The organism is uncultured Veillonella sp. (assembly GCF_963534045.1).
GTDB lineage: Bacteria > Bacillota > Negativicutes > Veillonellales > Veillonellaceae > Veillonella.
In genome coordinates, this window is the sequence record NZ_CAUSQT010000014.1 from 19,963 (window position 1) to 37,012 (window position 17,050).

The window sequence follows — 17,050 nt, forward strand, 5'->3', positions numbered from 1 at the left end:
CTCTTTCGAGGGGGAGCTCTTTTTAGTTTTACATATCCATTCATAGGATATACATAGTTCTAACTATATGTACACTATGATTACGCTTTATTTGCCAACAATTGGTTAACTGCTGCTTTCAATGCATCAATTTCAGATTGTTGTTGTTCAAGCTTGGATTTGTACTCTTCATTTTGGGAACGCAAGTGACTTACTTCATCTTGCATTACGTAGATAGAGCTGATAGGGCCAGCTTTATAACGTTCTGGAATCGCATCTTTTCTATCACGGCTGCCACCAAATTTATGAGTTACACCAGCATTGATCATATTGTGGCTAGAACCAAGAGTAACACCTATGTTGAACATAGTGTCTTCAGTTTTGTAATGTGCAAGACCGATTGCACCAGCTGTTTCACCACGGTAGTTACCAATACCAGCCATAATTTGTGTTGGTTCCAATGGATCGTATTGGATTGGTTTCAACGCTGCCATAGCTGCTGCATGAGCACCTACACGTTGTGTTTCAACACCTACACGGTTAATAGCCTCTTGTAAACCTGCTTGTGCACCTTTCAATTGGCTAACGTTTACTGCATCTGTATCTGCTGTACCAGGTGCTACACCATGAATTTGGTTACCACCATTGTTCAAGCCATCCACAGTAAGGGATACAGGACTAGCTGCAGAGTTTGCAGGGGTAATAGTCATACCTGCGCCATTAACTGTTGTAGAGTTACCAGCTGCATCTTTTACAGTTGTACCAGCAGGAGTGATTTTAGTGGATGGACCATTTTCATCACCTACAGTTACACTGTTAAGACCTTTCACGTCTTTAGCTAGGCTATATGTGAAAGTAGTACCGTCTTGTTTAACTTCAAGGTTATCACCAGCTTGGAATTTAACAGTATCGCCACCTTGTACTTTTTCAACAGTACCACCAGCTGCAGTTACGTTCCATGCAGATAGATCTTTAACTTGTTTTTTACCAGCATCTGTTAAGTTGCTCAAGTCTTGATTTGCTGCATTATCGATTTTCGCTTTTGTTGCATCATCGATCTTAACAGTTACATCGTCACCATTAGCTTCAGTTGTTAAACCGTTTTCGCCTTTAATGTTGAATTTAACATTGCCTGTGCTCAAGGATTTTTCCTCAGTAGAACCAGTGTTACCACCTAAGGAAATCTTACGACCGATAGCTTCTGTGTTTTTATCAATTTGAGCTTTGTTTGCTGCAATATCACCAGCATTTTTAGTAATGTTAGCTTTATTTGCTGCTACTTGATCATCAACTGCTTTTAATTGATCTTCTGTTGCAGCACGGCCAGATACTGGTTGTGTTACACCAGGATTCCATGTTGTATTAGTTAAGCCTGTTACCTCTGGTGTTTCTACACCATCAGTTGCTTTTACTTTAGGTGCTGTAATTGTTTGATTTGCAGTTACAGTATCGAATGTTACATCTTTCTTAGTCGCAACAGTGAAATCTTTACCATTTTGAGTAATGGAGATGTTATCACCATCGATGAACTTAACTGTGTTACCACCTTCAACCTTTTCAGCAGTACCATTGTTAGCCACTACATTCCATGCAGATAACTCTTTAACTTGTTGTTTACCAGCATCTGTTAAATTGCTCAAATCGGTATTTGCTGCATTGTTGATTTTATTTGTAGTATCATCGTCTAATTTAACAGTTACATCGTTGCCATTAGCTTCAGTTGTAATACCATTTGCACCTTTAATATTGAATTTCACATCACCTGTGCTCAAGGATTTTTTATCTGTATCGCCATTATCACTGCCTAATGAAATCTTACGAGCGATAGCTGTTGTATTTTTATCAATTTGTTCTTTATTTGCTGCAATATTATCTCTGTTAGCTTTAATAGCATCAGCATTCTTAGTGATATTAGCTTTATTTGCTGTTACTTGATCATCAACTGCTTTCAATTGATTTTCAGTTGCAGCACGACCAGATACAGGTGTTGTTTGGCCTGGTACCCAAGTAGTATTAGTCAAACCACTCACTTCAGGAGCTGTAATTTTTTGGTTTGCTGTAACGTTATCAAATGTTACATCTTTTTTTGTGGCAACTGTGAACTCTTTACCATTTTGTGTAATGGATACATTATCACCATCGATAAACTTAACTGTGTCGCCACCTTTAACATTTTCAGCAGTACCACTGTTAGCAACTACTTTCCATGCGGCTAAATCTTTAACCTTTTGTTCACCAGCTGGATTTAAATTGCTCAAGTTTTTATCAGCAGCATTATCGATTTTGTCTTTAGTATCAGCATCAAGTTTAACAGTTACATCGTCACCACTTGCTACAGTTGTAAGACCATTGTCACCTTTAACATTGAATTTTACATCGCCTGTGCTCAAGGATTTTTCTCCAGTAGAACCAGTGTTGCCACCTAAGGAGATTTTACGAGCAATTGCAGTTTTATTAGCTTCTGCTTTATCGTCTGTTTTCTTCAATTGAGAAACATTGACAGCATCTTTATCGTTTACACCATCAGCTACGTTAGTAACCTTCATATCTCCTGCATTAATGCCTGTGTTGCCATCAATTTTTACAGTTGGATTGCCTGCAGCATTATTGAAAGATGCACTGTTCAAGCCAGTAAGATCTTTCTTCAAAGCTACAGAAATATTTTTATCATTTCTTGCAACAGTAATGTTATCATCGCCAGAGAAATCTACTTTATTACCTTTTTCCACTGTTACTGGTGTTGCTTCACCATTAGCAGAAAGATTCCAAGTATATTTGTTTTGGTCAATTGCATTATTAATTGCTTCAGCTACATTCTTAGCGTCTGCCATGCCAGCTGTGCCTGTAGCTGTGCCATTTGTAACAGTAATATCTTGCTTTTTACCAGCAATTGTAATTTTCTTACCATTAGCAGTAGTTTCGATGTATGTATTATCACCGTTTACAGCCAATTCACTATTTGCTAAATTCACATCGCCACTACCTGTGTCACCTGTGAAAGCAAGGTTCACACTCTTCAATTGCGCTACATTTACTGCATCTGTATCAGCTGTACCAGCAGCAACATAGTTGATTTGACGAGTTTGGTCTGTTGTACCCACTGCAACACCACCTAATGTAGATGTTAGAGTTGTACCAGTTAAGTTAGCATATGTATCAGTACGACCAGTATTAGCATTATAACCTGCTACGCCAGCTGCTGTACTAGCCACAGATTTAGAACCAATAGCTACACCATTAGCTGTTGTCGCACTAGCACCATCACCAATAACTACAGATTTTTCTGCAGCTGCAGTTGTAGATGCATTTGGACCAATAGCGATAGAGTTATTTGCTTGAGCGCCAGTATTGTCTTGGTTTGGTGTATCCGTAGATTTAATAGATACATATTTATAAGCAATTTGATCTACGATGGCAGCCAACTGAGAACCATTGATAGCATCTGTAGAGGTAGAACTTACTTCACCAGGTGCTACGTTTTTCAACTGACGTTCATAACCTGCAGCACCGAAGGAAACAATATCACCTTCTAGTGTTTTGTCACCACCAGCCCATGTTGCTGTAATACCATTTGGCAATGTATAGCTAGATTGTTTTGTACCAGCTTTATCTGTAGTAGAACCACCACCTAAGGCAACAGAGTTATCTCGATTTGCCTTAGCACCTGTACCAATAGCGATGGCATTTGTTACAGAATCATTATCTGCAGCACTTGTATTTACACCATTTAGAGAACCAGCGATACGATTTTTAGAGTCAGCGCCCGTACCAATAGCAATACCAGCATTACCAGATTGCCCTTTAGTACCCACTGTGATACCGATATGGTCTGCTGTAGCATTATTATAATCACGCCACTTAATTTCATATCCTGTTAAATCTTTAACAGCATCAGAAACGGTCCCAACTTTAGCTCTCCCTGTATTAATATCAGTATAAACTGCTCTAGTAGACGTCATTCTATCAGCATCGTCACCGCCAATAACAATAGATGAGTGACCAATGGCTTTAGTATTACCACCAATAGCTATACTTTGGTCACCTATAACGGTAGCCCCTTGCCCCGGTAATGCACCACCACCAATGGCAATACCTTGTGAAAATGAAGTACCAGCTTCGTTTACTGCCGCATTAGTACCAATAGCAATCGCAGTACCACCATTTGCAATTGAATTTTTACCTACAGCAACACTTGGTGTATTACCATATAGGCCTTTTGAATAAGCATTTTGACCAATAGCAACCCCACCAGCAGCAGTTTCTGTTTTTGCAGCAGTACCAATTGCAACAACATCACTGTTAGAAGCTTTTACATTTGTACCTAAACCAACTGCATTTACACCTGTAACACTAGCATTGCTACCTAAACCGACTGCATTAGCACCTGTAACACTAGCACTGCTACCTAAACCGACTGCATTAGCACCTGTAACACTAGCACTGATACCTAAACCGACTGCATTGGTACCTGTAACACTAGCACCGCTACCTAAACCGACTGCATTGGCACCTGTAACAGTAGCACTTTTACCTAAACCAACTGCATTGGCACCTGTAACAGTAGCACCGTTACCATAAGCTACAGATGCACCAGCAGAGTTAGCAGGCACATCATTTACCGCCAATGCCACATTACCATTTGTCATAGCCAATGCCGCAAACACAGCAGCCACAACAACTTTCTTTTTACCACTATTGTTCTTAGCTAATTCAGATACTACTACGTAGCAATTTTTAGATTTGTTCCAAACTACTTTAAAAATCTTGTTCATTCATTTTCTCCTTTAAACTACTATATATCTCTCAAACTTCTATATAATAAGTAATTTCAATTCAAGTTTTTTCGATATGGTAAGTATACCAAATTTTTCGATATACTGGCAACCCCTTTTCACTAATATTTCATTTTTGAATAGGCATTGCAAATATAGCAATTATAATATTTTATAAAGATGTATATTAAAATACAATTAATAGTTGCGTAAATTTTACACCATATTTAGGAAGAAAAATGAATCTAAACTCACAATTTATTTTTCTATATAAATATAATTAATAAATCTCCAAAAATGTAAATACAACTCTTTATATAGCTGTATACTAAAAGCTCTATCATCTTTACAAAATTATTTTTATTAAATTTTTATAAAGTACTTTTTCAATCATACAAGAACAAACTTATGAAAAAAGGAACGTCTAAAGAAATACTCTCTTTAGACGTTCCATTTATATTACATTATTTAATTTAAACACATAAGCACTTTGATTATTAGCTAGTATAATACGCTTATTCAAACGTTTCATATACGTTCGGTATATCTCTTGTGCCTCTTCCACAGATACAACATCGAAGGTAATTCCATCTCCAATAGGCAATTGGCTCAGTCTAGGCAAATCGGCTGTAATAACGGTGCCGATTTTTGTATAGCCACCCGTTGTTTGCCGATCCGCCATGAGAATAATCGGATTGCCATCGGATGGTACCTGAATGGATCCAAACACAGCACCATCAGAGATGATATCGGCACCGTCAATGTGTTCTACAGGTGCTCCATCTAATCTAAAGCCCATGCGGTCGCATTGGATGGTCAATGTATAGAGTTCATTGCTAAAATTGCGGATACCTGCTTCTGTAAAGTACTTGGCTTGCGAGCCCAGTACCACTCGTAGCGGTTCATGGCATTCACGGCCGCCCCGATTAAATAAAACCGTATTAAATAAATGATTTGATTCTCTAGTATAGTCGCAGATGATAGTATCGCGGTTGCAGTCCTTTAAACGGACTTCATCGCCCACCGCTAGAGGCCGTCCCTCAAATCCACCGATATTCGCCTTTGTGTGTGTCGCTACGCTGCCGTTGATTTCGGGCACATCGATGCCGCCGGCGAAGGAAATATACATGCGCACCCCACATTGGCTAAAACTACCAGAGAGGACATCGCCATCATGACAAACAAAGGGAATGTACCGCGGCACTTCCACATTATTAATGGTAGGTCTCATGTCGGCGCCTGTGAAAGCAACAATGCATGTGCCCTTCACCTTAAGCGTAGGACTGAGCACAGTACACTCCAAAGCCCCTACGGGCTTCGTATTCCCTACGAGGGCTTGGCCGATAGCATAGCTTTCACCATCCATAGGACCTGCCACAGGCATGCCATATTGTTGAAAGCCTACGCGCCCTCCGTCTTGCACGGTAGTCATCATACCAGGCGCAACCACCTCAAAGGACGCATTCTTATATTCACTTACCGCCACGGAGGTCACCTACCTTTACATGATGGACAACGGGCTTAAACGAGGAGCCCAATTTCTTAATACAGTGAAATGCACTTTCATCAATGGGAACATAGCGCACATAATCGCCGGCCTTGAGAAGGGCCGCCTGTTCTCGAGACTCATCGTACATGGACACAGGTGTACGCCCTATGATTTGCCATCCTCCAGGGGAATCCGATGGATAGGTGCCGGTCTGCTCACCCGCGATGCCTACAGATCCTGCCGGAATATGCGTGCGCGGCGAAGACAATCGCGGCGTAGCGATGCGCGGATCCATACCACCCAAATAGGTAAATCCTGGAATAAAGCCCATCATATACACGAGATAATCCGTACCGCTGTGAATACTGACCACATCGGCCTCTGTTAGGTAATTATGAGAGGCTACAAATCCAAGGTCTGGACCAAATTCACCACCATAGACGGTCGGTATCTCTACGACCGTCACCAATTCACTTTCATCAGCCCTAATAGGCTGCGCACAGATAGGTTCAAGAATACGGCACAGCTCAGCATAGGTATAACATAGCGCATCATACTGAATGAGAAGCGCACAATAGGTAGGTACCATCTCAATAATGCCCTCTAACTGGAGGCTTTCAATCCCCGCCACAGTCTGACGGATACGCTGATTAATCTTAGGGTCAATAACTTGACCAAATTCGATGGAGATAGCACTATCCCCAACCGGAGAAATTGTGGGATTCATACGTGCCCCCTAACCTAATAATTTTGCAATACCTTGCAAGGATGTAACACCGATATAAGCAGTCACAAGTACGACAATCCAACCGGTGTAGAACAGAACCGGATTGTGCTTATAGTCCCCTACGATATTCGTCTTACGCGTTGCCAATAACATAACGGCTAAGGTAACAGGCAAGATCAAACCATTCACAGAGCCCGCCACAATTAATAGTGTAGCCGGTTTGCCGATAAAGATAAGAATGCATGTGGACACGAAGATGAATGCCATGATGGTCAATTTTTCATATCGTTCTACCACCTTGAACAAGGTTTTAAGGAAGGATACCGATGTATAGGCAGCACCCACAACAGATGTCAACGCAGCGCAGAAGAATACGATACCGAATAATTTATGACCGATTTCACCAGCACCAAGTAAGAACGCAGAACCTGCTGGGTCCTTTGGATCTAACGCAAAGCCCATGGATACGACACCAAGTACGGCTAAGAATAACAATATACGAACGATGGCATCTACGGACATGCCCATGAAGGCAGCGCGACGTACATCCTTTAAATGTTCACGGCCTGTAATGCCCGCATCAATCAAGCGATGGCCGCCGGAGAATGTAATGTACCCACCTACGGTACCGCCGATAAGGGTAATCGTAGCTAGCCAAGGGTAATTGGTTGGCACGATGGCATGGGTTGCGGCCTCTGCTACAGGAGGATTAGTAGAAAACGCTACATAACCGATGAGTACGAGCATCACTGTGCCCAACACTTTCGCCGTATTATCGAGAACGCCACCCATTTTAGGAGATGCAAATAATAAAATTCCCAAAATACCACTGATGGCTGCTGCCGTCGTCGTATCGATACCGAATACGATGTTAAGGCCCATGGACGCACCGCCAATATTGCCGATATTGAACGCCAGGCCCCCAAGGGAAATCAAGAATGCTACGAAGTAACCAAGGCCGGGCAAGACCTTATTCGCAATATCTTGGCCCCGCATTTGGGATATGCCGATGATGGTCCATACATTGAGCTGTGCAATGATGGAGAAAATAACGGACACCACAATGGCGAACGCAAAATCCGCCTGTAACTGGCCTGTAAACGCCGCCGTTTGTAACATAAATCCTGGCCCAATGGACGACGTGGCCATCAAAAATGCTGCCCCTAAGAGGACAGATAAACTCGCTTTACCTGTAATCGGTTTCATACTGACTCCTTTTATCTATTCTGATTCTATCTATTCTTATACAATCGATTGTAATCTATCGATTCTTAAAATTCGCTACCACGACACCTGCCTTAGTGAGGCCTTCACGAATATACTTTGTGAAAGCTATCGCTTTTGGATTATCGCCATGAACGCATACGGAATCGGCTGCAATATCGATTGTTTTGCCCGTATTCGTTACGACCTTGCCTTCTTGCACCATCATGAGTACTCGTTCCAAGGCCTCTTGCGGGTCTTTTATGAAAGCACCCTCTTCCGTACGAGGCACCAAGGTGCCTTCCTCTGTATAGCCTCGGTCTGCAAAAACCTCTTGTATCACTGGAATACCTCGTCGCTCTGCCTCTTTGGCGATATAACTACCGCTGAGCACCATGGCTCGAACATTGGGATTCACCGCTTGTAAACCATCTAATACGGCATCAGCTAATTCCGGTGTTACACACGCCATGTTATAAAAAGCACCATGTAATTTCATATGCTGCAACTCTACATCGTACTGATTGCAAAATCCTTGCAACGCACCGAGTTGGTAGATCATATAGGCCCGTGCCTCATCGGGACTCACCGCCATCTTGCGGCGTCCAAAGCCCATCAAATCTGGATATCCCGGATGGGCCCCTACGGCTACGCCCTTCTCCTTGCACATCTTAACGGTGGCCTCCATAATGAGAGGATCACCGGCATGCCAACCACAAGCCACATTGGCACTCGTGACGTGATTTAACACCTCACTATCCATACCCAATGTATAATTACCAAAACTTTCACCTAAATCGCTATTTAAATCTATATAATGTGACATCACTATGCTCCTCTCGTTCTTCATCTTTCCTTTAAATTCTATAGAATATAGTAACATGATTATACAAAATATATTGATACGTTATCAATGATTTTTGTCATGTATACAAAATTCATATATACAAAATTCATATAATAACGCAAAAAAAGCACTCGACGTAATGTCGAGTGCTTTCACCATCAATAGGACTATTGTTATATGTGTGTATATGGAGAGAGTTGTAAGGGATTTTATGAAAGGGTCAATAGCCTACCGATTATTTATTGTCCTTGGATGCAGCATCATCAGCTTGTTTGCTGTTGTCTGCAGATTTGTCATCATCGGATTTAGCATCAGATGTATTAGCAGCATCCTTGTCGCTAATCACGATGTGACCATCCACAACATCAGCCAACAAGTGTTTCGCATCGATGTGATCCAAGTAGTAATCTGTTACATTGTCACGAATTTCGGATTCGATAACACGACGTAATGGACGAGCGCCCATTGTTTTGTCATAACCTTGTTCCATCAACAAATCTTTAGCTGCGTCAGTTACATCTAAAGTAATTTGTTTTTTAGCCAAAGTTTTGTTAACTTGGTCGAGCATCAAATCAACGATTTTCTTCAAATCTTCTTTGCTCAATTGATTGAATTCAATAACAGCATTGAAACGGTTCAAGAATTCAGGGCGGAAGAATGGAGCAATGCGGTCCATTACATCAACTTTGTTTTCATCATCGTTGTCGTTGCCATAACCGAAACCTGCATTGGATGTAGCAATGATAACAGTGTTCTTAAAGTTTACTGTGTTACCTTGACCATCTGTTAAGCGACCATCGTCCAATACTTGAAGAAGTAATGTAATAACTTGAGGGTCTGCTTTTTCGATTTCATCGAACAATACGATGGAATATGGATTACGACGAACGCGTTCAGTCAATGTGTTGGAGTTATCTTCGTAACCAACGTAACCAGCTGTAGCACCAATCAATTTAGAAACGGCTGTGCGGTCACTGTATTCGGACATATCCAAGCGGATAATAGCGTCCTTGTTACCAAACATATCAAGTGCTAATTGTTTAGCCAATTCTGTTTTACCAACACCAGTAGGACCTACGAATAAGAAGCTACCGATTGGACGGTTACCTTCGTCAAAGCCTGCACGGTTACGACGGATAGCTTTAGAAACAGCTTCTACTGCTTTATCTTGACCGATAACATGAGCTTGTAAACGAGTTTTCATATCTTTCAAACGTTCAATATCGGATGCACCCATTTGAGAAACAGGGATACCAGTCATACGTTCTACCGCTTCGGCTACATCGTTAACCTTAGCCACAACCTTTTGATTATCAGTATGCTTGTCGATTTCTTCTTGCAATTTTTGAATACGCATCTTTTCGTTAATAGCAGATTCGTAATCTTCTTTTTGAGCAAACTCTTCTTGTTTTGCTTTAGCATCTGCAATATCTGCTTCTAATGTTTTAATATCAGTTACAGGATGTTGAGATGCCAAGTGAGCTGCTGTTACATCGATCAAGTCGATGGCTTTATCTGGCAAGCTACGTTGAGGAATGTATTGTACGGAATAATCTACAGCGGCTTTCAAAACGGCATCTGGCAATTCAATATTATGATGCGCTTCGTATAATGGACGAATGCCTTGTAGAATTTTGAAAGTATCTTCTGCAGATGGGGCATTGACTTTTACTTCATTAAAACGACGCGCAAGTGCTGCGTTTTTCATGATTGTGTTACGGTATTCATCTTGTGTAGTAGCACCGATAACAGTCATTTCACCACGGGACAAAGCAGGTTTCAAGATATCTGCTAAGCCTTTAGAGCCTTGACCATCACCTGTGGAACCAGCGCCCAAGATTTGATGGATTTCGTCGAAGAACAAGATGATATTACCAGCGGCCTTAACTTCTTTGATAAGGTTTTGGATATTTTCTTCGAAGGAACCACGATATTGAGTACCAGCTTCCAAACCGGAAATATCGATAGAAATGATTTCTTTATTTTTAATTGCTGCTGGAACATCGCCGTTAACGATTGCTTGTGCCAAGCCTTCTACGACTGCTGTTTTACCAACACCAGCATCGCCGACTAACACAGGATTATTTTTTGTACGACGTGCTAAGATTTCAGCAGTTTCTTGAATTTCTTTGTTACGACCGATAACAGGATCAAGCTTACCGTTACGAGCTTCATCTGTTAAGTTCGTACCTAAACGAGCAAGGATACCATCCTTTTTCATTTTGCCTTGTTGAGCTGCAGCTTGTGCTGCTTGGATTTCTTCGTTAGTAGGCAAATGGCCTGTTTGACGATAATAAGCAAACTCTTCAGGAGTTACTTCACGACCATTTATTTTATAACGACGGTTTTCTGTGGAATAACCACCCATATTACCCATCAATTGATTGAACAAATCATTCATGCTGCCAAAATCGCTACCAAAGTTATTGAAGTTGTTGTTCATATAAATTACCTCACTTTTTCACTACAAGTATATCAGTTTGACTTTTTAAGTCTGTTTAATTTCTTGCTTTATTTCTAGGTTTCTTCAACCTTATGTCATTATAATAAACTCATTAAGTCAAAAAGTCAATAGGTCAAATTAATAATTTTTGACTTTTTTTGACTTTTATTTTGGCAAATATAATTATAATGGTGAAAATTCAGATAAATACTGGATTCATAATAGATTTCCTGTTTTAGATTTTTGATTATTTTATTAGAAATTCTATTGTTTATATTAATTTATTACCTATATAATAGAACTAAAGGTCAAAATATATCAAAGGAGGTCAAACCATGGCACCAAATTCTTCACCGCATACCGATTCTACCGCACTCAATGATACCTCTATCATAACAAGCGCTAACAATAAAGAACTAGCAAAACGCATTAAAGACATTTCTCAGCAAGTACTAGAACGGAATTATGAACTTTACAAAGCATTGGAGAACAAATGAGTACACATAAAATTCAATTTACCGTACAAGATATCTACGAACTCCATACCCAATTAGAAAATGCATTTGTCCTTTCATCAGGCGTACGTGATGAAAACCTATTAGCGTCAGCCGTCAATACGCCCTTTCAAACATTTATGGGAAACGATCTATACCCATCCATCTACGATAAAGCGGCACAATTATGTTATGGCATCGCCAACAACCACCCATTCACAGACGGAAACAAACGAACTGCACTGCATAGCATGTATGTGTATCTAATTATCAATGGATTCGATATTACTGCTACACAACAAGACGTAGAAAATATGATTATCGATGTCGCCGCAGGCAATATGACAAATACAGAACTGGCACAATGGTTGCGAGAGAATACCGTAGAGATTGATACGAATTTGTAATTCGACAGGGATACATAGGGCCCTATAAATTAGAACAGGCCTGTTCTAATTTAAAATAGCAATACAAAAGCGGATAGTCCAAATCGAACTATCCGCTTATTTCTTTGGTGATCCAGGAGGGATTCGAACCCCCGACCCACGGCTTAGAAGTGTGTAGCCAAAGTCAGTATTTATCTAGGTTCACCAGTATTTATATATGTTTGCAAGTATATATGCAAGCATAATTACGTTATTTTTTTATACTTGCATACGGTATCTGTTCACAATATAAGTTATAACTATAAAATCCCAACTTGTACTAAATTTAAAGCTAATTGGCCTGATATAGCATAATAATCATTAGGAGTTTTAGGTACCTCTAAAGTCTTGAAAAAGTATTTTTTACATTGACACTTAAAAGTATCTTCATCATCAGTAAATTGACCTTCTATCTCTTCAATCTCTTTTACCAAAACTTTTAATTTTTCAATCATCTTAGATAAATTAATTTCTAATTTATCATTCTTAATTAAAATCACATCATGATTCAACAAATATTGTATAATAAAAAATGATGTAGCTGAATCGAAATTCCTATATATATTAACCTCTTGTGTATATCTGAAAACTCTATCAAGCAATACAAACTCAAAAACAATATTCCGATATGGCAAAGTAAAATCCATCGAAAGAGCTAATAATGTTTGTACATCTACTTTTATTTCTTCCAATACACCTACATACCAATTAGTCTTCAACTGAATATGTTCATCAAAAGGTAATACACCTTGGTGATGATAGTAATCATGAAGATACCCCCAAACACATCTAGCATTATAAGTTACATTTCTATCAATATCTCTACTGCTAGATGCCAAATTCCCCAATCCTATTTTATCAATAAGCGGTAATGTTATCGTATTATATATATCGTAAAACTTATCAAAGAAAAAAACCGCACAACTTTGCTTTTTAAACTTAATATTTGATTTTACATTTTCTGGAAAGAATACAATATTATTACCTAATTCTACACCATTACTCCCTATTAACAACTTTGAAGATTGACATATATTTTTAGGATGTGAATAGGTTTTATACATAATATCAAATTCTTTCTCCATAGGTTCTTCACGAATAGATAAAAATGTTTCAAACTTCCATCCGTGTCGTAGCCCATTAGCTAGACGCAATGGCCCCCAAAAGAAAAATTTCGATAAATTTTCTACCTTTTTAAGTGCCCTTACAGAGTTATCAAAACATAAATTTTGATAATCTGACTCAATATATGTATTTATATCGCTAATTAATGCACTCTTATACTCTGCTGAAATAAACTCATCATTTAATGCTTCAATATTATTTACAATATCACACAAAATAGTACGAACTCTATCACGATTCTCAACATTTATTAGAGTTCCCTCTTCAGATTGATAAGACTGTAATAAATTAGTTTTATCAACAATTTCTCTTATATAAGGATTCATATTACCTCTCTTTTAAAATATGAACTGTAAACCCCATAGGTACGGCCCCATAATTAATTAATTCTTTTAAGTTATATGTTTTCACTACGGCTTTCGTTGTAATACATCCATCTACTTCCCCTTGTAAGCATCTTAATCCCGCATTAGAATTACTGGTAGCATACTCCACATTGATAGTAGGATAATTATCCAAAATTAATCCACTAGGTGCAGGATGAGAAGCAATACAATTTAATTCATTTACACATTTTCCATTCGAAGCTAATACCATATCGTATGTATTATCTATAAAGACATCATAAAGTATAATTCGATCTAAATTAGAAAAAACAATTTTATGTAAGTCAGGGTATACTACACATCCTAATAATGCACTTTCAGAATCATTATTAGTCAGTAAAGTTTCTACTGCATCTTCAAGTGTATCATGAAGTACGACTTCTCCTTCTATATTTTTAGCTTTCAACCATTTATAAGCCGCTTTCTCACAATTAGTATTTGTTGGGCCTAAGGTATGTATTTTATTAATGTACCTCATTAAATTTACTCCTGAAAGAAAATAGTAAAAAATACAAAAATATTACAATGATAATATCAATTAATGAAATAATTGACATCGTCAATAACTCATTATAGATATTAGAAAAAACAGAGACCAAAACTCCTCCCAAAGGAAAAGAAATGGCATTAAGAAGCATCATACTAGGTAATACGGCTTTAAACTCATCATCTTTAAAAATTAATTGTCTTTTAGTTCGCAATCCCACTGAGAAAATACTATCTGATAGAATAATCACGGCAATAAAAAATAATGTAAACACAAAATTGAGTTCAAAGTAAAGCATACCTCCACTAACTATACCAGCAACGACAATTATTAATAACAATTTAATTATTGATTCCGACTGATAAAAATCAAAGGTAATAACTCGATTAAATATTAAAACTGAAATTATCCCAATCACACTAATAACAAAATTAAAATACCCAAGAAAAACACTACTTTGATGATAAAAACCTAATATAATAGCTGGCAGCAATGCTAATGCAGCTCCATAAACAAGGTTTACACTATTGGTTAAAACAACAAGTTTAATAGCTGTAGAAGATGAGAAAATCAACTTCATTCCTTTACGCAATTCTGAAAACCTTGAATTATTTTCATCATTTTCCAGTTTGTCTTGTTGAGGATTAACAGAAACGTTATCATTATATAATATAAAAAATACTATTAGTAAAAAGCCAATTCCAATAGAAAAAATGAATGTATTCTCACTAAGGATATCTATAAAATACCCAGCTATCACTGGTGATATAACCATAGAAAATTGTTCTATGGCTTGCAAATTGGATTGTTTCTTTAAAAGTTGCTCAGGTAAAACCATATTTTGTATATAATTTTCTATGCAAAGATAATTAATATCAAAAAATATACTGCTTATCATTCCTATAACAACCAAACTAATTATATTATTAGTAATACTATATATGAAGAGCAAAAATAAAACACAACCACTTTGAATACAGTTAAACTTTATTATACTTTTTAATGATCCTGTTAATTTAAATAAATTAGGAACTATAGTAAGAGATAAGAGTCTAATTCCCCATTCTGCAGCAAATACAGCTCCCAAATAAGTTGCTTCACCTGTAATTTTGTAAATATATACTGGTATAGCAAATAAGAGTAAAAAATGAAGAGTCATAAAAAACAATCTATGTAAGTATATACCTTGATACATGATTATTACTCCCAAATTTTCTTCATTTTATTTAATACTTTTTCTTCATCATTATCTACAATAATCTCATATCCTTTTCTATGTCTATAATCCTGTAAGTTAGTTTTATCATGATAAAAAGCTACACCTGCAAACATTTTATTTTTAAACTCCTCTGTAACATAAGGAAGTCCAGCATAAGATAAAAGCATAGCTTTAGATAAGTCAATATTAGATGATAACTTAATGAGATCAACAATTTTATCACCAGGCAATCTAAATGCAATTTCTACTAATACAGGTAATAAATCTTTATTAAAGCGAATCTCACAATGAAAAACACCACAACTTACGTTGGTAGCAAGCAAAATATCTTTAACATACGATTTTATTTCATCCACCCTACATTCGCTTAAGTCACTAAATGGCGTCATATGACCGATTTCTACAAAATACGGTTCGTCAGAAAGAAACTTTTTAGTAATAGAAACAATATGTAACTCTTGATTAGAATAATAACCTTCAACACTGTATTCTGGTCGTTCTAAATATTCTTCAACTAAAACTTCACTACCTAGTTCATGATCCAACTCTTTGTGCGTCTCATTTTTAATCAGATTATAATACATTATTAACTCTTGCTCATTATTGGCTTTATTTACATGATAACTACCTGCTGCAGCCTTAGGTTTAATAATACAAGGATAATGAATTTGTTTATTTAATTTAATATCCGATACATTTGATACAGTTGTAAACCATGGATTTCTAATATTTTTATTAGTTAAAAACTCCCTCATTTTTAATTTATCATGAACTATAGGTAACATATCATAAGGTAACCCTATAACTTTATACTTATCTGCCAAAAGAATTGATAATGGAACGTAATATTCATTACCAGAAACAATAACATCAAACGCTATATTTAAATTATCTAATAAATTAAATACAGCATCAGTTTTGTTCGTATCTACTTCAAGTATAGTACATTTCTTCCAAGCATCTTCATTTGGTAATCGTCTATCAGATTTATTATACGACAAAATATAACAATCCCATCCTAATTCTAATGCAGAATTAACTAAAGCAGCTCCAGAACCTATTGGTTCTAAAATTAACACTTTCATAGTAAACCTCCTATTATTTAAACAAGACGAATTAAGTATATATTATTATATAAAAAATATGTTGTAAACATATTTACTCATATTTACGTGAATTCATGAATTTAACAAAAATAACTATTTTCTAATTAAAAAATAATGCCTTATAATAAAGGCTCTCTGTCAAATGTTGGGGTGTTCACCCTACGAGTCTTCTTTGGCATCAATCATATGTATGGTTGGTGCCATTCTTTTTGCTCAAGAGTAGAATACGTACTCTAAATCTACCAAAGTGGCGAAGTCCATAGCTTATTCGTTTTAATACCTTAATTTTGTTGTTAGTTCCTTCTGTGTATCCATTAGAATATGGAAGTAAGAATGCATTAGTTAATT

Annotated in this window: 13 protein-coding genes; 2 read left to right on the plus strand and 11 right to left on the minus strand. The window is 37.5% G+C overall.

Annotation, left to right across the window (positions count from 1 at the left end; all coding sequences use genetic code 11):
• Positions 1-80 precede the first annotated feature (80 nt).
• The 6 genes from RYP29_RS03950 to RYP29_RS03975 all read right to left on the minus strand — a co-directional run bounded on the left by RYP29_RS03950 (position 81) and on the right by RYP29_RS03975 (position 11,460).
• Positions 81-4,751, minus strand: a complete 4,671-nt coding sequence (locus tag RYP29_RS03950; protein WP_311532352.1) for an ESPR-type extended signal peptide-containing protein — start codon at positions 4,749-4,751, stop codon at positions 81-83.
• Positions 4,752-5,205: 454 nt separating this feature from the next.
• On the minus strand, positions 5,206-6,237 hold the full coding sequence (locus RYP29_RS03955; RefSeq protein ID WP_311532354.1) for a biotin-dependent carboxyltransferase family protein: 1,032 nt from the start codon (positions 6,235-6,237) through the stop codon (positions 5,206-5,208).
• Positions 6,224-6,967 carry a 5-oxoprolinase subunit PxpB gene (gene pxpB, locus RYP29_RS03960; RefSeq protein ID WP_311532356.1) on the minus strand — a complete coding sequence of 248 codons (744 nt, stop codon included), beginning with the start codon at positions 6,965-6,967 and terminating at the stop codon, positions 6,224-6,226. The genes RYP29_RS03955 and pxpB overlap by 14 nt, the downstream gene beginning before the upstream one ends.
• A 9-nt stretch (positions 6,968-6,976) precedes the next feature.
• Positions 6,977-8,173 carry an NRAMP family divalent metal transporter gene (locus RYP29_RS03965; protein WP_287532572.1) on the minus strand — a complete coding sequence of 399 codons (1,197 nt, stop codon included), beginning with the start codon at positions 8,171-8,173 and terminating at the stop codon, positions 6,977-6,979.
• 55 nt (positions 8,174-8,228) lie between these two features.
• Positions 8,229-8,996 (minus strand): LamB/YcsF family protein, encoded by a 768-nt coding sequence (locus RYP29_RS03970; protein WP_205095782.1) that lies wholly within the window; start codon positions 8,994-8,996, stop codon positions 8,229-8,231.
• Positions 8,997-9,252: 256 nt separating this feature from the next.
• Entirely contained in the window at positions 9,253-11,460 is a 2,208-nt protein-coding gene (locus RYP29_RS03975; RefSeq protein ID WP_311532361.1) for an ATP-dependent Clp protease ATP-binding subunit, read from the minus strand.
• A gap of 335 nt (positions 11,461-11,795) precedes the next feature.
• On the opposite strand from RYP29_RS03975, the gene RYP29_RS03980 reads away from it, so the two are divergent.
• Entirely contained in the window at positions 11,796-11,957 is a 162-nt protein-coding gene (locus tag RYP29_RS03980; RefSeq protein WP_311532362.1) for a hypothetical protein, read from the plus strand.
• On the plus strand, positions 11,954-12,361 hold the full coding sequence (locus tag RYP29_RS03985) for a type II toxin-antitoxin system death-on-curing family toxin (protein ID WP_311532363.1): 408 nt from the start codon (positions 11,954-11,956) through the stop codon (positions 12,359-12,361). Before RYP29_RS03980 ends, RYP29_RS03985 begins: the two co-directional genes overlap by 4 nt.
• A 278-nt stretch (positions 12,362-12,639) precedes the next feature.
• On the opposite strand, the gene RYP29_RS03990 is transcribed toward RYP29_RS03985, so the two are convergent.
• From RYP29_RS03990 to RYP29_RS04010, 5 genes are all read right to left on the minus strand, one after another.
• Complete coding sequence (locus RYP29_RS03990) at positions 12,640-13,830, minus strand: DUF6421 family protein (RefSeq protein WP_295997873.1); 1,191 nt, start codon at positions 13,828-13,830, stop codon at positions 12,640-12,642.
• Position 13,831: 1 nt separating this feature from the next.
• Positions 13,832-14,368, minus strand: coding sequence for a hypothetical protein (locus tag RYP29_RS03995; RefSeq protein WP_311532365.1), 537 nt, complete (start codon positions 14,366-14,368; stop codon positions 13,832-13,834).
• Positions 14,355-15,572 carry an MFS transporter gene (locus tag RYP29_RS04000; RefSeq protein ID WP_311532367.1) on the minus strand — a complete coding sequence of 406 codons (1,218 nt, stop codon included), beginning with the start codon at positions 15,570-15,572 and terminating at the stop codon, positions 14,355-14,357. Before RYP29_RS04000 ends, RYP29_RS03995 begins: the two co-directional genes overlap by 14 nt.
• Before the next feature lie 5 nt (positions 15,573-15,577).
• The gene (locus RYP29_RS04005; protein ID WP_311532368.1) at positions 15,578-16,681 is read right to left on the minus strand and encodes an ATP-grasp domain-containing protein; all 1,104 of its coding nucleotides are present in this window, start codon (positions 16,679-16,681) and stop codon (positions 15,578-15,580) included.
• 199 nt (positions 16,682-16,880) lie between these two features.
• Positions 16,881-17,050 (minus strand): transposase (locus tag RYP29_RS04010; protein ID WP_311532370.1); only part of this gene is annotated, 170 nt, incomplete at its 5' end.

Excerpts from the sequence above, each read along its gene's own strand:
- RYP29_RS03950 (WP_311532352.1), bottom strand. The coding sequence starts at position 4,751 with ATGAACAAGATTTTTAAAGTAGTTTGGAACAAATCTAAAAATTGCTAC.
- pxpB (WP_311532356.1), bottom strand. The coding sequence starts at position 6,967 with ATGAATCCCACAATTTCTCCGGTTGGGGATAGTGCTATCTCCATCGAA.
- RYP29_RS03965 (WP_287532572.1), bottom strand. The coding sequence starts at position 8,173 with ATGAAACCGATTACAGGTAAAGCGAGTTTATCTGTCCTCTTAGGGGCA.
- RYP29_RS03970 (WP_205095782.1), bottom strand. The coding sequence starts at position 8,996 with ATGTCACATTATATAGATTTAAATAGCGATTTAGGTGAAAGTTTTGGT.
- RYP29_RS03975 (WP_311532361.1), bottom strand. The coding sequence starts at position 11,460 with ATGAACAACAACTTCAATAACTTTGGTAGCGATTTTGGCAGCATGAAT.
- RYP29_RS03980 (WP_311532362.1), top strand. The coding sequence starts at position 11,796 with ATGGCACCAAATTCTTCACCGCATACCGATTCTACCGCACTCAATGAT.
- RYP29_RS03985 (WP_311532363.1), top strand. The coding sequence starts at position 11,954 with ATGAGTACACATAAAATTCAATTTACCGTACAAGATATCTACGAACTC.
- RYP29_RS03990 (WP_295997873.1), bottom strand. The coding sequence starts at position 13,830 with ATGAATCCTTATATAAGAGAAATTGTTGATAAAACTAATTTATTACAG.
- RYP29_RS03995 (WP_311532365.1), bottom strand. The coding sequence starts at position 14,368 with ATGAGGTACATTAATAAAATACATACCTTAGGCCCAACAAATACTAAT.
- RYP29_RS04000 (WP_311532367.1), bottom strand. The coding sequence starts at position 15,572 with ATGTATCAAGGTATATACTTACATAGATTGTTTTTTATGACTCTTCAT.
- RYP29_RS04005 (WP_311532368.1), bottom strand. The coding sequence starts at position 16,681 with ATGAAAGTGTTAATTTTAGAACCAATAGGTTCTGGAGCTGCTTTAGTT.